General features: G+C 59.8%; 13 protein-coding genes. 6 read left to right on the top strand and 7 right to left on the bottom strand.

Features of this window, described 5'->3' with window-relative positions; genetic code table 11:
- The first annotated feature begins 188 nt into the window (after positions 1–188).
- A complete protein-coding gene (locus AC3IUE_RS30215; protein ID WP_046045262.1) occupies positions 189–1,076 on the top strand; it encodes a formate/nitrite transporter family protein in 888 nt (295 codons plus the stop codon).
- Here the strand turns inward: AC3IUE_RS30215 and AC3IUE_RS30210 are convergent, their stop codons facing one another.
- Together AC3IUE_RS30210 and AC3IUE_RS30205 are read right to left on the bottom strand one after the other, a co-directional pair.
- Positions 1,077–2,342 carry a cation:proton antiporter gene (locus AC3IUE_RS30210; RefSeq protein WP_489264517.1) on the bottom strand — a complete coding sequence of 422 codons (1,266 nt, stop codon included), beginning with the start codon at positions 2,340–2,342 and terminating at the stop codon, positions 1,077–1,079.
- 177 nt (positions 2,343–2,519) lie between these two features.
- Positions 2,520–3,689, bottom strand: a complete 1,170-nt coding sequence (locus AC3IUE_RS30205; RefSeq protein ID WP_489268993.1) for an MFS transporter — start codon at positions 3,687–3,689, stop codon at positions 2,520–2,522.
- Positions 3,690–3,925: 236 nt separating this feature from the next.
- On the opposite strand from AC3IUE_RS30205, the gene AC3IUE_RS30200 reads away from it, so the two are divergent.
- Together AC3IUE_RS30200 and AC3IUE_RS30195 are read left to right on the top strand one after the other, a co-directional pair.
- A complete protein-coding gene (locus AC3IUE_RS30200; protein WP_489264516.1) occupies positions 3,926–4,759 on the top strand; it encodes an EamA family transporter in 834 nt (277 codons plus the stop codon).
- Between the two features lie 40 nt (positions 4,760–4,799).
- The gene (locus AC3IUE_RS30195) at positions 4,800–5,183 is read left to right on the top strand and encodes an MAPEG family protein (protein ID WP_056739017.1); all 384 of its coding nucleotides are present in this window, start codon (positions 4,800–4,802) and stop codon (positions 5,181–5,183) included.
- A gap of 146 nt (positions 5,184–5,329) precedes the next feature.
- Here AC3IUE_RS30195 and mltA read toward each other — a convergent pair whose 3' ends face one another.
- The gene (gene mltA, locus AC3IUE_RS30190) at positions 5,330–6,514 is read right to left on the bottom strand and encodes a murein transglycosylase A (protein WP_462000082.1); all 1,185 of its coding nucleotides are present in this window, start codon (positions 6,512–6,514) and stop codon (positions 5,330–5,332) included.
- A gap of 128 nt (positions 6,515–6,642) precedes the next feature.
- Between mltA and AC3IUE_RS30185 the strand changes: the two genes are divergently transcribed.
- Complete coding sequence (locus AC3IUE_RS30185) at positions 6,643–7,092, top strand: c-type cytochrome (RefSeq protein WP_056739021.1); 450 nt, start codon at positions 6,643–6,645, stop codon at positions 7,090–7,092.
- Between the two features lie 3 nt (positions 7,093–7,095).
- On the opposite strand, the gene AC3IUE_RS30180 is transcribed toward AC3IUE_RS30185, so the two are convergent.
- The 4 genes from AC3IUE_RS30180 to AC3IUE_RS30165 form a co-directional block, all read right to left on the bottom strand.
- Positions 7,096–7,491, bottom strand: coding sequence for a DUF1090 domain-containing protein (locus tag AC3IUE_RS30180; RefSeq protein ID WP_008151994.1), 396 nt, complete (start codon positions 7,489–7,491; stop codon positions 7,096–7,098).
- 99 nt (positions 7,492–7,590) lie between these two features.
- Positions 7,591–9,264, bottom strand: coding sequence for an NAD-dependent DNA ligase LigB (gene ligB, locus AC3IUE_RS30175; protein WP_489264515.1), 1,674 nt, complete (start codon positions 9,262–9,264; stop codon positions 7,591–7,593).
- 252 nt (positions 9,265–9,516) lie between these two features.
- On the bottom strand, positions 9,517–10,707 hold the full coding sequence (metK, locus tag AC3IUE_RS30170; protein ID WP_056739024.1) for a methionine adenosyltransferase: 1,191 nt from the start codon (positions 10,705–10,707) through the stop codon (positions 9,517–9,519).
- An 18-nt stretch (positions 10,708–10,725) separates the two neighbouring features.
- Positions 10,726–11,721, bottom strand: a complete 996-nt coding sequence (locus AC3IUE_RS30165; protein WP_056739026.1) for an ArsR/SmtB family transcription factor — start codon at positions 11,719–11,721, stop codon at positions 10,726–10,728.
- Between the two features lie 273 nt (positions 11,722–11,994).
- Here AC3IUE_RS30165 and tkt point away from each other — a divergent pair, with 273 nt between their 5' ends.
- Complete coding sequence (gene tkt / locus AC3IUE_RS30160; RefSeq protein WP_489264514.1) at positions 11,995–13,992, top strand: transketolase; 1,998 nt, start codon at positions 11,995–11,997, stop codon at positions 13,990–13,992.
- 151 nt (positions 13,993–14,143) lie between these two features.
- On the top strand, positions 14,144–15,196 hold the full coding sequence (epd, locus tag AC3IUE_RS30155) for an erythrose-4-phosphate dehydrogenase (protein WP_489264513.1): 1,053 nt from the start codon (positions 14,144–14,146) through the stop codon (positions 15,194–15,196).
- Positions 15,197–15,203 lie beyond the last annotated feature (7 nt).

Here is a 15,203-nt window from a genome sequence, read left to right as displayed (position 1 = left end):
CGCCCTGATGATCGTTCCCACGCTCTGCGTGGGAATGCAGCCCGGGACGCTCCGCGTCCCAAGAGCGGACGCAGAGCGTCCATTGAGGCATTCCCACGCAGAGCGTGGGAACGATCTTCTGAGGGCAGTGAACAGCTCCGAACCCTGCGTGTCGTACCTACATGACACATCACGGGTTCCGGAGCTTTATGGACGCGCAAAAAGACGGCAAGACCCCAAACCTCTCGCCTGAAGAACAGCACGACGTCGAAAAGAGCCAGCCACCGCGAGCGGCGGTGCTGCACGAAATCATCCGCACCCAGGGCGATCAGGAACTCGAGCGCAGTGTCGCCGCCTTGTGGTGGTCGGCGCTGGCCGCCGGCCTGACCATGGGCCTGTCGCTGATGGCCATGGGGCTGCTCAATTCCCGTCTGCCGGACGGCGAAGGCTTCAAGGTGATCGCCAGTTTCGGTTACTGCGCAGGCTTTCTCGCGGTGATCCTCGCCCGTCAGCAGTTGTTCACCGAGAACACCCTGACGGCGGTGCTGCCGATCATGACCAAACCCACACTGAGTAATTTCGGTCGGTTGCTACGCCTGTGGTCGGTGGTGCTGGTGGGCAACCTCTGCGGCACGTTGCTGGTGGCGTATGTGATGCTGAATCTGCCGATTTTCGACAGCAAGACCGACCTGGCCTTCCTCGATATCGGGCGCAAGATCATGGAGAACGACGCCAGCCAGATGTTCGCCAAAGGCATTGTGTCAGGCTGGATGATCGCCACCATGGTCTGGATGATTCCGTCCATGGAGAGCGCGAAGATGTGGATCATCATCCTCATCACCTACCTCATGGCGCTGGGGGATTTCACCCATATCGTGGTCGGTTCGGCCGAGGTCTCGTATCTGGTGTTTGCCGGCGAGTTGCCGTGGAAGGATTTCTGGCTGGTGTTCGCCGGGCCGACGCTGGCGGGGAACATCATCGGCGGCAGCTTCATTTTCGCGCTGATCAGCCATGCGCAGATTCGCAGCGAGAGCGGGCCGCCGAAGAAGTCTACGGATCAAGGCCCTGAGCCCGACCCGCAGAAGACCAAAAAGTAGTCAGTGATGTTCGGCCTGTGCCGCTGGCGCAGGCTCATCCTTGGTCACGTGCTTGACCAGTTTGCCAATGCTCAAACCCTGCAACAGGATCGACGACAGCACCACGATGTAGGTGATGCTCAGCAGCAAGTCACGCTCCGGACCCAGCGGCAAGGCCAGGGCCAGTGCCACCGAAACACCCCCGCGCAAACCACCCCAGGTCAGAATCCGGATCGTCCCGCGCGGCACTGTGCGCCAACGCCGCAGCAGCACGATGGCCGGCGCCACCGTCAGCAGGCGCGAAAGCAGAATCGCCAGCGCCAGCAAACTCGCCGCCAGTACGTGCAACCAGTTGAACGGCAGCAGCAACAACTCCATGCCGATCAGTGCGAATAGCAGGGCGTTGAGCATGTCATCGAGCAATTCCCAGAAACCGTCCAGGTACTTGCGAGTCATGTCGTTCATCGCCAGATTGCGGCCCAGGTTGCCGATGATCAGGCCCGCGACCACCATCGCGATCGGAGCGGAGACGTGCAGTTCCGACGCCATGGCCGAGCCGCCGATCACCAGCGCCAGGGTCAACATCACCTCGATCTGATGCTGCTCGATGCTCTTGATCATCAGGTACACCAGGTAACCGATCAGCCCACCAAACAGCACGCCGCCAATCGCCTCGTGGACGAACAGCATGGCCGTGGCGCCGACGGTCGGGGTTTCGCCGAGTTGCGCGATGCCCAGCAACACGGTGAACACCACCACGGCGGTGCCATCGTTGAACAGCGACTCGCCGACGATGGTGGTTTTCAGGGGCTTGGATGCGTTGGCGGTCCGCAGTACGCCGAGGACCGCGATCGGGTCGGTGGGGGAAATCAGCGCGCCGAACAGCAGGCAATAAAGAAAGCTCACGTGCCAGCCGAACAGGGCAAAAATGTAATAGGCGAGGCTGCCGATCAAGGCGGTGGCGATCAACACGCCGAAGGTCGCCAACAAACCGATGGGCCAGCGATGGCTGCGCAGGTCATTCAGGTTGACGTGCAGGGCGCCGGCAAAAAGTAGAAAGGACAGCATCCAGTTCATCAGCAGGTCGCCGAAGTCGATCTGGCCGATCAGCTGTTGCACACGTTCTTCGAGACCGGGGTAGCCGATGAAACTCAAGCCTTGCAGCAGCAGGGAAAACATCAGCGCGGTGACCATGACGCCGATGGTCGGGGGCAGGCCGATGAAGCGGAAGTTCACATAGGTGAGGAGTGTGGTGAGGCAGATAAACGCAGCGACAAGTTCAAGCATCCGGGGTCCTTGGATGGGGGTTGGAGGAAAAGGTTTGGGCAGGTGCACCGCGTCAGCTTCTTCGCGAGCAGGCTCGCTCCCACACTGGATCTCAGTCGTTTACAAATTTTGTATTCACTGAAGATCAACTGTGGGAGCGAGCCTGCTCGCGATCGGTTTCAGCCACGATGCAATCTTTCAGCCGGACACATTGACCGCAGTCGCGCCACGACGTTGCAGATAGATGTAGAAAAGCGCCGTCAGCACCGTCAAGCCACTGACCAGCGCGCCGGTCCACGGTAAATCCGCCAGATCCGCTCCACTGGCGACCACCAATCCGCCAATCCACGCACCTGCCGCGTTGCCGAGGTTGAACGCGCTCTGGTTCAACGTTGAGCCCAGATTCGGCGCTTCATGGGCCTGATCGATGATCAGCAGTTGCAAAATCGGGCACAGGGCAAACGCGAAGATGCCCCACAACACCAGCGTGATCGCTGCCGGGATCACCGAGTGACTGGTCTGTGTGAAGGCGGCCAGCACAACCAGCACGGCCAACGCCATGCCCACCAGCGACGGCAGCAATCGACTGTCAGCCAGGCGACCGCCGAGCATGCTGCCCGCGGTCAATCCGACCCCGAATAGCAGCAGCATGATGGTCACGCCATGCGGGCTGACGCCGGTGATGTCTTGCAGGATGGGGGCAATGTAAGTGAAGACGCTGAACAGGCTGGTCGAAGCCAGCACGCTCATGCCCAGCGCCAGCAACACGTTGACCTTGCCCAGTACTTTGAACTCGCTGGCGAGGTTGGCCTTGTCCATGGCGATGTCCTTCGGCAACCAGACCCACTGCGCAATCGCAGCAATCACGCCGATCACCGACACCGCCCAGAACGTCGAGCGCCAGCCGGCGTATTGCCCGAGCGCAGTGCCCAATGGCACGCCCAGCACATTGGCTAGCGTCAGGCCGGTGAACATCATCGCAATTGCCTGGGCGCGTTTGTTCGGTGCCACCAAACCGGCGGCGACCACCGAACCGATGCCGAAGAACGCACCGTGGCACAGAGCAGTAATCACCCGCGCGGCCATCAGCGTGGCGTAGTTCGGCGCCAATGCGCAAAGAATGTTGCCGAGGATGAACATCAGGGTCATGCCCAGCAGCGTGGCTTTACGCGGCATGTTGGCGGTGCCGACCGCGAGGATCGGCGCACCGAACACCACACCCAGGGCGTAGCCGGTGATCAGCAGACCCGCGTGGGGAATGCTCACGGCGAGGTCGCGGGCGACATCGGGCAGCAAGCCCATGATGACGAATTCAGTGGTGCCGATGCCGAACGCGGCAACAGCGAGGGCAAGCAAGGCGAGTGGCATGCGCATGATCTCTGTCGGTAGTCTTGACGCTCTGATCAGGCATACGCATGCCGACGCCCGTTCTCGACGAGAGCGGGCGGTGGCAAAAATTTATTGGAATTAGTCTGTGCGCAACTGAGTGCGGCGTGGTCGCTTGCAGTATAAACAGCTGCTGACATATGGCGAATCAATTATCTCCCCTCTGCTTCATGTAGAAAGGAGCATGGGAGGGGGGCGGTCAACAAAAGGAGTGTGCCGTGCTTGCAACAGCACTGGTGTTAGTAGCGGCGCTGTTGCACGCGGCGTGGAATACCCTGATCAAATTCAGTGCGGAACGGCTGCTGGTGGTGGCCTGCATGGACAGCGTTGCAATGCTGTTTGTCGCGCTGATGCTGCCGTTCGTGGCGTTACCACCCCTGGACATCTGGCCGTGGATTCTGGCGTCGGCGGCGTTTGAATTGCTCTATCGCTATTTGCTGATCCAGGCCTATCGGGTTGGTGATCTCGGGCTGGTCTATCCGCTGATGCGTGGATTGTCGCCGCTGGTAGTGCTGGCACTGACGCTGATTTTTGCCGGGGAAGTGCTGACGGACCAGCAGATCTTCGGGATTCTGCTGATCCCGTTCGGCATGCTTTGCCTGCTCTGGCAGGGCGGCGGCGGAGCGCGATTGCCGTGGTCGATGCTGCCGGTGGTGGCGTTGATCGGCCTGTGCATCGGCTGCTACACCTTCATCGATGGCCAGGCGTTGCGGCGCTGGTCGCATCCGCTGGATTACCTGGTGTGGGTCACCTTGCTCAGCGCCTGGCCGTTCCCGTTACTGGCGCTGGTGCGTAAGCGACCGGCCTTCATGTTGTTTTGGCGTGAGCAGTGGCGACTGGGGTTGGCGGTCGGGTTTTGTGTGCTGTTCAGCTACGCTCTGGTGCTGTGGGCCATGCAGCTGGGCTCGATTGCCGAAGCGGCGGCATTGCGCGAAATCAGCGTAATTCTGGTGGTGCTGTTCGGCATGCGTTACCTGAAAGAACCTTTCGGCAGGCCACGGCTCTTAGCCTGTGGGCTGGTGCTGATCGGCATGCTGGTGATGAAGTTTTGACTGGAGCTCGACTCTTGAAACTTGAAGAAGGGATTGCGATATGACGGTTGCTCTGTGGTGCATTTTGATCGCGATTTTCCTGCCCTATATCTGCACGGGCATCGCCAGGGCCTGTGGCGGGTTCAGGCTGAAAGACAACTATGACCCCCGCGACTTTCTAGAGTCGCTGAATGGTTTGGGCCGACGCGCGTATACGGCGCATCTGAACAGTCTTGAAGTGATTCCCGCGTTCGCGGCGGCGGTGATCGTTGCGCACCTGGCCGGCAATGCCGAACTGGTGACGATCAATGTGTTGGCGGTGTTGTTCATCACCAGTCGGCTGCTGTACATCATTTGCTACTTGGCGGACTGGGCGATTTTGCGGTCGCTGATGTGGTTGGTAGGGATGGGGTTGATCGTCAGTTTCTTTGTGGTTTCTGTCTGAAAATACGGCGGTGTTTGTGAGGGCCTCATCGCGAGCAGGCTCGCTCCCACATTGAATCTCGGTCGTACACGTATGCTGTGTTCACTGGAGATCCAAATGTGGGAGCGAGCCTGCTCGCGATTGCTATTTAGCCGCCGATACAGATATCAGGGGCTGGTCTTCACCGCATCAGCCACCTGCGGCACTTGAGGCAGGGCTGCGCCTTTAGGCCAGAGCATCCAGATCTGCCCTTGTTGTTTCATGTCGCCAGCCAATTGCCCGGCCGCCTCGCCGGTGCCCCAGAACAGGTCTGCACGGACTTCACCGGCAATTGCGCCGCCGGTGTCCTGAGCGGCAACCGGGCGTACCAGTGCGGTACCGTCCGGTTTAGTGGTCGATAACCACAACAGACTGCCCAGCGGAATCACTTTGCGATCCACCGCCGCGCTGTAGCCGGCGGTCAGCGGTACGTTCAGCGAGCCGCGAGGTCCTTCGTTGCTGTCCGGGTTGCGGGTGAAGAATACGTAGCTGGGGTTGCTGCCCAGCAGTTCCGGAATGCGCGTCGGATTGGCCTTGGCCCAATGGCTGATGGCGCCCATGGTCACTTCTTCTTTTTTCAGCTCGCCCTGGTCCACCAGCCAGCGGCCGATCGGTCGATACGGGTGACCGTTCTGGTCGGCATACGCGATGCGCAATTGGCGGCCATCATCGAGCTGGATACGACCCGAGCCCTGGATTTGCAGAAATTGCAGGTTCATCGGGTCGGTCAGCCAGGCAACAACCGGTGCCTTGACCCCTTTGGTTTCAATCGTGGCCGCATCGTCGTAAGGCTTGAGCACGCGACCTTCGAGTCGTCCGCGCAGGCGTTTGCCTTTGAGTTCCGGATAAATGCTGTCCAGAGAGACGATGATCATGTCCTCGGGCACACCGTACACCGGGATGTTCGCCACGTCGGTCTGGGTCAGGCTGCCGGGGTAGACCGGCTCGTAATAGCCGGTGATCAAGCCGCTGGGATTGTCATTGGCGGCGCGCAGGCCGTAAACGTCGAGGTTCTGCTTGAGGAAACCACGAATGTCGCTGGCGGTTTGCGGCACGTTGGCGGCAGCCGCACACGTCGAGCCCCACACCGGGTCGGCTTTGAGCCGGGTGCAGGCGCTGCGCCACGAACCGAAGCCGGCGACCAGGTCGTTGTCGGACACCGTCGGAAGTGCTTCCCACGTGGCACTGGAGTAGGTGGCCAGGGCGTGGGTTTTCGGTTGGTTGTTGTCGCCACCGGTGCAGCCCGCAAGCACGGCCACCATCGGAAGGGTCCAGGCGAGGTTGTGACGCCATGCCTTGAAACGGCTGTTCATGGAGTAATTCCTTTGTCGGTTGCCTGAGTGCTCCATGCGCTCAAACAACCCGTATTGATAATAGGGCTATTGGTCTTTGCCGATGACGCGAGGATACTGGCCGCCGTTTCCCGTGACTTGAAGCCACCATGACTCTTAAAAGACTTTCTGTTGTATTGCTGGCCTGCCTGACGTTGTCTGCCTGCGGTGGTGTCGATCCCAACTCGCCGCTGGGCCAGCGCAAGGCGATCTTCAAGCAAATGCTCAAGACCGGCGAAGACCTGGGCGGCATGTTGCGTGGCCGCATCCCGTTTGACGGTCCGAAATTCGCTGACGGTGCCGTGAAGCTCGATGCGTTGTCCCGTGAACCCTGGAAACATTTCCCGCAGGTGCGCGAAGAAGATCACACCAGCGCCAAGAGCGATGTCTGGCAGAAACAGGAACACTTTCAGGACATGGCTCGCACCCTCGAAGCCGCCACCGGTGACTTGGTGATTGCCAGCAAGGTTCAGCCTTACAAGGCCAGTAACCTTGGGCCGGCGGTGCAGAAGGTCGAAGATGCCTGCAGTGCCTGCCATAAAGAGTTTCGGGATCACTGATCCTTACTTATCCAGCTCATCAAGTGCGTCCTGCAGTTCCTTGCGGGACTCGGCGAGTTTGTCTTTGCGCTTGTTGATCTTCTCGGCGTCGCCTTTCTTCATGGCCTTGTCCAGATCAGCCTGACGCTTGCTGACTTCGTGCTTGGCGTCGAGCACCTTGTTTTCCCGTTCTTTCTTCAGGGAAGCATCGGTGCAATGAGCCGTGACTTCGCTCAGTGCCGTTTCAAGGCCTGCCTGCTGATCGGCGTTACCGTGAGACTTGGCCAGTTCAATCTGATTGATGATGCCCTGCTTCTTTGCGGCGCAGCCGGTCAGCCCTGGAGCTTCTTCGGCGGCCATCAGTGGAGCGGCCAGCACGCTGCAAAGGGTCAACAGGGCGAGCGGTGAAAGAAGTTTCATAAAAGCTCCATGTGAAAAAGCGATCGGGTCGATGTGGCGATGGGGTGTTTGAGCCCGGCGGCACCATTGGGTTCCCGGGTTCCCGAGCATCGCCGGCCGCTAAAAACCGTCAATCCCCGCAACACGTAATGTTTCACTCAAGGCCAGGACCTGCGGGTCGCGGAAAAATGCGCTCAATTGCGCTGCGCGTCCCGGGCCGATGCCGGCTTCTGCCTGCCATTGTTCGATATTTCGTTGTGCCAGTTCCTGCCATGAATCGGCGAGCCGCGCCTGGCCGGTCGGCGGTAAACCCAGGGCTTTGAGCCAGCGAGCGAAAGGGCGTTGTCGGGCACTGTTGAAACTGTTCAAAAGACGAGCGCTGCTGCGTTCGCCGAAGCCGTCAATGTTAGCAAGCTCTTGAGCATCGAGGGTCAACCAATCCAGCAGGCCATTCAGGCGGCCTGTTTCGAAAAGTTTCTCCCAAGTGCCAGGACCGACATGGGGCAGGGCCAGTCCCTGCTTGCCGCTGAGCCAGGTCAGTCGGGAGAGGAATTGGCTTTCGCACCCTGGTGTCGGCTGCCAGCAACTCAAATGATGAAAGTCCTCCGCCAGCGGTACGCTCAATTCAGCGCGTTCGGTACTGCGCAGCATGACGCCGTCAAGCCTGGGAATGGTCAGGCCTGCCAGGCTGATGGCGACCTGGTCTCCGGGCCGGATATCCAGCGTCTCCCAGCGTTGCAACGAGCTCACACTGACTCGCTTGATCTGCCGGTCATCGAGCATTACCGGCGTCAGTTCCAGTACCGGGGTGATTCGTCCGGTCCGTCCAATCTTGAAATGGACTTTGCGCACCTCGGCCAGGGCCTGGGCAAAAGGGTATTTCCAGGCGACGCTCCAATAAGGCGGTTTAGCCTGCCAGCGCTCGGCGGGTGGACGCTGATCCTGGCGCAGGACGATGCCATCGCTGGTGAAGGGCAGGGGCGAGCGATACCAGTGATCGCGCCAGCGTTCAGCGTCGGCAAATACCGTGATCGAGTGACTGTAAGCTGCGGTGCTCGGAAAGCCCAACTCATCCAGGGCTGCGACGCGGGCGGGCAAACTGGCCGGGCCTTGGGGCCAGTCCCAGACAAACAGGCCGATCCCGGCGGCTTGCTCAGTGCTTATCTTTTTGCGGGCCATCAAGCCGGCCACTGTGGCGCGTGCATTGAGGCTGCCGGCACGGGCCTGTACGTGGTCGGTCAGGTGCCAATAGAGTTCGCCTTGCAGCAGCAGGTCCAGCGGCTCTGGCAATTGTTGGGGGATGGCGGCGATCTGGCGCGCCGAAGTCGTCCAGTCCTGGCCATTTATCCCGTCACCGCGACTGATTGCCTGAGTCAGCAGGCCTTTGCGGTAGATCAGCGTCACCGCCACGCCGTCGATCTTGGGCTGAATCCAGACATCGCTCCGTCCTTTTAGCCAGGCTTCGACGGCGCGACCATCGTGGAGTTTTTCCAGACCCGTGTGGGCGATGGGATGAGGCATCGTGCCGCCCGCGGTACGTAGCGGTTCCGCGGATGGGTTCAAGTCGAAACAGGTGCGCCATTCGGTCAATCGCGCACGGGACTGATCATAGAGTTCATCGGCGACCAATGAACGGCCGCCCCGGTGATAGCTGTCGTCCCAGAGGTCGATTTGTTTCTGCAGTGACGTGATTTCGTCCAGGGCGCGTGCGGGTGGCCAGTCGGGGCATTCGGCAGCGTTTGAACTCAGGCAAAGAAAGGTCAGGAAAAAACAGAAAAACAGGCGCAGAAGCATCGTGAGCGTCCTTGCTCAGGGAGAGTGCTTTCAAGGTTAGTCAGCATTCGGGTGTCGGTAGCGAGGATGTTTTTCGGTGTGTTTCGAGAGGCAGGAAGATCAAGAGATCGCAGCCTCGTTCCACTCGACAGCTCCTACACATATCCCTGTAGGAGCTGTCGAGTGGAACGAGGCTGCGATCTTTCGACTTTCGCGCAATAAAAAGCCCCGCACGGCGAACCGTGCGGGGCTTTTGGTACCGCCGGGGAAGTCTTACAGGCCGGCAGCAGCGCGCAAGGAATCGGCGCGGTCGGTCTTTTCCCAGGTGAAGGTGGTGAAAGTGTCTTCGCCCACAGTCTTGGTAGTCGGGGTGCGACCGAAGTGGCCGTACGCAGCGGTTTCCTGGTACATCGGGTGCAGCAGGTCAAGCATGGTGGTGATTGCGTATGGACGCAGGTCGAACACTTCGCGAACCAGTTTGACGATTTTGTCGTCGCTGATCTTGCCGGTGCCGAAGGTGTTCAACGAGATCGAAGTCGGCTGAGCAACACCAATCGCGTAGGAAACCTGAATCTCGCAACGCTCGGCCAGGCCGGCTGCCACGATGTTCTTCGCCACGTAGCGACCCGCGTAGGCCGCCGAACGGTCAACCTTCGATGGATCTTTACCGGAGAACGCGCCGCCGCCGTGACGGGCCATGCCGCCGTAGCTGTCGACGATGATCTTGCGACCGGTCAGGCCGCAGTCGCCAACCGGGCCGCCGATGATGAACTGGCCAGTCGGGTTGATGTGGAACTGGGTGTCTTTGGACAGCAGCTCGGCAGGCAGTACGTGCTTGACGATCAGCTCCATCACGCCTTCGCGCAGGTCTTTGTAAGACACGTCAGGGTTGTGCTGGGTCGACAGTACAACAGCGTCGATACCAACAACCTTGCCGCCTTCGTAACGGCAAGTCACTTGCGACTTGGCGTCCGGGCGCAGCCAAGGCAGCAGGCCGGATTTACGGGCTTCGGCCTGGCGCTGCACCAGTTGGTGCGAGAAGGTGATCGGTGCGGGCATCAGCACGTCGGTTTCGTTGCTGGCGTAGCCGAACATCAGGCCCTGGTCGCCGGCACCCTGATCTTCAGGCTTGGCACGGTCGACACCCTGGTTGATATCAGGGGACTGCTTGCCGATGATGTTCATCACGCCACAAGTGGCGCCGTCGAAGCCGACATCGGAGCTGTTGTAGCCGATGTCCAGAATGACGTTACGCACGATCTCTTCCAGGTCGACCCAGGCCGACGTGGTGACTTCACCTGCGATGATTGCCACGCCGGTTTTTACCAGGGTCTCGACCGCTACACGGGCGAATTTGTCTTCAGCAATGATGGCGTCCAGCACCGCATCGGAAATCTGGTCGGCGATTTTGTCCGGATGCCCTTCGGACACGGACTCGGAGGTGAAGAGGGAGTATTCGCTCATCTCGATTTTTTCCTGAATTTACCGATGGTGAGTGTCGCCAGCCGGTCGCTGAAAATGGCGGACCTGGATCTGGAAACCATTGCGTAAGCCTACATAGAGGCTTTCCCCGGGAACGAGTCCCGCAGCGGTGGCCCAACGGGCCAAATCGTCCTGTTCAAACCCCAACCAGAGATCACCGCAGGCCTCCCTGGCCCAACTCTGGTTGTGGCTACATAACTCTGTCACGAGCAGGCTACCGCCCGGTTGCAGCAAGTCGGCCATGTGCTTGAGTGCTTCGGCCGGCGCGGCGAAATGGTGCAGCACCATGTTCAGTACAACGCAGTCAGCCTTGAGGCGGACACCGTTCAATGCATCGGCCAATTGCAGGCTGACGTTAGCCAGCGTTTCACGTTCGCAAACCTGACGCGCCAGTTCGAGCATCGCCGGGCTATTGTCCAGCGCCGTGACCTGGGTGAAGCGGCGCGCCAGTTCCGGCAGAAAAGCGCCGTCGCCGGGGCCGACTTCGATGGCCGTGGCGCCTTCGCTGAAACTCAGCTTGTCGAGCAATGCCACCACGCTTTCGCGGTATTGCGGCAGACCGGCGATCAAGTCTTGCTGGGCGCGAAACTTCTCCGCTACCCGTGAGAAAAAGTCCTGGCTGGCCGCCGCTCGTTGCCCATGGACCTGAGCGATCCGCGACTGCACCTCGGCAGGCAGGGTCAGGTTGTCCACTTCTTCCAGTAGCGCGGCATGCAGCTTGCCGCCCAGCAGGTCGGTGTGGGGCAGGGCGCGACGGTAGAAAATCGCGTTGCCTTCACGGCGCGTCGCCACCAGGTCGGCCTGGGCCAATACCTTGAGGTGATGACTCATGCCGGACTGGCCGATGCCAAAGATCTGCGCCAGCTCCAGTACGCCAAACGAATCGTTGGCCAGCGCGCGCAATACATTCAGCCGCAGAGGATCGCCGCCGGCCTTGCACAGGGCCGCCAGCTCATCGCAATCGTCATGTCGAATGGAAGGCACACGTAAATTCATAAGGCCAGCAGTCTAGTGACGGTCAGAAAACACCGCAAGAGCAATATCAAAAAGTTTTGATATTGCTCGATAGATGGCACTTCTCGGGGAAAGGGTCACTCTACAAATCGTCAGCGGAAAGGTTTCACCAGGCGAATGCGACTTTATCCACCGGAAAAACGCCTTCAGATGACTATCTGTCATTGCCCCGAGGCGGGTGGGTGAGGGAAAATGCTCGCCTTTTTTCCGTTTCGTTTTATTCACTCTCGATTCAATATCCGCAGGAGAACAGCGATGCCCAGCCGTCGTGAGCGTGCCAACGCCATTCGTGCCCTCAGCATGGATGCCGTGCAAAAAGCCAACAGCGGCCATCCCGGTGCCCCTATGGGTATGGCAGATATCGCCGAAGTACTTTGGCGTGACTACCTGAAGCACAACCCGAGCAATCCATCGTTCGCCGACCGTGACCGCTTCGTGCTGTCCAACGGTCACGGCTCGATGTTGATCTACTCGCTGCTGCACCTGACCGGCTATGACCTGTCGATCGATGACCTGAAGAACTTCCGCCAGCTGCACAGCCGCACTCCGGGTCACCCGGAATTCGGCTACACCCCGGGCGTTGAAACCACCACCGGTCCACTGGGCCAAGGCCTGGCCAACGCCGTTGGTTTTGCCCTCGCAGAAAAAGTCCTGGCGGCGCAGTTCAACCGTCCGGGCCACAATGTTGTCGACCACCACACCTACGTGTTCCTGGGTGATGGCTGCATGATGGAAGGCATTTCCCACGAAGTCGGCTCCCTGGCCGGTACTTTGGGCCTGAGCAAACTGATTGCCTTCTACGATGACAACGGCATCTCCATCGACGGCGAAGTCGAAGGCTGGTTCACCGACGACACGCCTAAGCGTTTCGAAGCCTATAACTGGCTGGTGATCCGCAACGTCGACGGTCACGATCCTGAAGAGATCAAGATCGCGATCGATACCGCGCGCAAAAGCGATCAGCCAACACTGATCTGCTGCAAGACCACCATCGGTTTCGGTTCGCCGAACAAGCAAGGCAAAGAAGACTGCCATGGCGCCCCACTGGGTGACGCGGAAATCGCGCTGACCCGCGCTGCGCTGAAATGGAACCACGGTCCGTTCGAAATCCCGGCTGACATCTACGCCGAGTGGGACGCCAAGGAAACCGGTCGCGCGGCCGAAGCCGAATGGGATCAGCGTTTCGCGGCTTACTCTGCTGCCTTCCCTGAGTTGGCCAACGAGCTGATTCGTCGTCTGAGCGGCGAACTGCCGGAAGACTTCGCTGAAAAAGCCTCGGCTTATATTGCTGAAGTCGCCGCCAAAGGCGAAACCATCGCCAGCCGTAAAGCCAGCCAGAACGCATTGAATGCCTACGGCCCGCTGCTGCCTGAACTGCTGGGCGGCTCCGCTGACCTGGCCGGTTCCAACCTGACCCTGTGGAAAGGTTGCAAAGGTGTTACGGCTGAAGACGCCAGCGGCAACTACATGTACTACGGCGTTCGCGAGTTCGGCATGAGCGCGATCATGAACGGCGTGACCCTGCACGGCGGTCTGGTGCCTTACGGCGCGACCTTCCTGATGTTCATGGAATACGCCCGCAACGCAGTGCGCATGGCCTCGCTGATGAAGCAGCGTGTCGTGTTCGTCTACACCCACGACTCCATCGGTCTGGGCGAAGACGGTCCGACTCACCAGCCGATCGAGCAACTGACCAGCTTGCGCAGCACGCCGAACCTCGACACCTGGCGCCCAGCCGATGCCGTTGAATCGGCGGTGTGCTGGAAAATGGCTCTGGAGCGCAAGGACGGCCCTTCGGCGCTGATCTTCTCGCGTCAGAACCTGCAGCACCAAACCCGTAATGCGTTCCAGATCGCCGACATCGCCCGTGGCGGTTACGTGTTGAAGGACTGCGACGGCGAGCCTGAGCTGATCCTGATCTCTACCGGTTCCGAAGTCGGTCTGGCGGTTCAGGCCTACGACAAGCTGACCGAACAGGGGCGCAAGGTGCGTGTTGTTTCGATGCCTTGCACCAGCGTGTTCGATGCTCAGGATGCCGGCTACAAGCAAGCGGTTCTGCCGTTGCAGGTCAGCGCCCGTATCGCGATCGAAGCTGCTCATGCGGACTATTGGTACAAGTACGTGGGCCTGGAAGGCCGCGTGATCGGCATGACCACCTACGGCGAGTCGGCGCCTGCGCCTGCCTTGTTCGAAGAGTTCGGCTTCACCCTGGAAAACATCCTGGGTCAGGCTGAAGAGCTGCTGGAAGACTAAGTCCGACAGTTGTGTTGTCCGGGCTGACGCCATCGCGAGCAAGCTCGCTCCCACAGGATGTACACCGTCCATGTGGGAGCGAGCTTGCTCGCGATAGCGTCGGTCCAGACAAAACTGCAATGACAGATTCACCACGGTAATCGAGAACCCCATGCCTCAACCGCGTCCTTACAAAGTTGCACTCAACGGCTACGGCCGGATTGGTCGTTGCGTCTTGCGTGCGTTGTTTGAGCGAGGCGATAAGGCCGGGTTTGAAATTGTTGCGATCAACGATCTGGCTGACATGGCCAGCATCGAATACCTGACACGCTTCGACTCCACTCACGGGCGTTTTCCCGGGGAAGTGAAGGTCGACGGCGATTGTCTGCATATTAATGGCGACTGCGTGAAGGTCCTGCGCAGTGCCACCCCCGAAGGCATCGATTGGGCGTCGTTGGGCGTCGATCTGGTGCTGGAGTGCTCCGGCGCTTACCACACTCGTGAAGACGGCCAGCGTTTCTTGGATGCCGGCGCGCCGCGTGTGTTGTTTTCCCAGCCGATGGCCAGCGAGGCGGATGTCGACGCCACCATCGTCTACGGCGTGAACCAGGATTGCCTGACCGGTGATGAGTTGCTGGTGTCCAACGCGTCCTGCACCACCAACTGCGGCGTGCCGCTGTTGCGCCTGCTGGATCAGGCCATTGGTCTGGAATACGTGTCGATCACCACCATTCACTCGGCGATGAACGATCAGCCGGTGATCGACGCCTATCATCACGAAGACTTGCGCCGCACCCGTTCGGCGTTTCAGTCAGTGATTCCGGTGTCCACTGGTCTGGCGCGTGGCATCGAACGCCTGTTACCGGAACTTGCCGGGAGAATTCAGGCCAAAGCCGTGCGGGTGCCGACGGTTAACGTGTCTTGCCTCGACATTACGATGCAGACCGTGAGCGATACCGACGCCACCGAGGTCAACCGGATTTTGCGCGAGGCCGCCACTGCTGGCCCGCTCAAAGGCCTTCTGGCCTACACCGAGTTGCCTCACGCCAGTTGTGATTTCAACCATGACCCACATTCGGCGATCGTCGATGCCAGTCAGACTCGAGTTTCCGGCCCACGGCTGGTGAACATCCTGGCCTGGTTTGACAACGAATGGGGTTTTGCCAATCGAATGCTGGACGTTGCAGAGCACTATCTGCAAACAGCTATTTCCACAAAACAGTAATCCAGGA

The organism is Pseudomonas sp. GL_093 (genome assembly GCF_057837605.1).
Note: the sequence above shows the minus strand (reverse complement) of the source record. Positions and strands in the feature narration are given on the sequence as shown.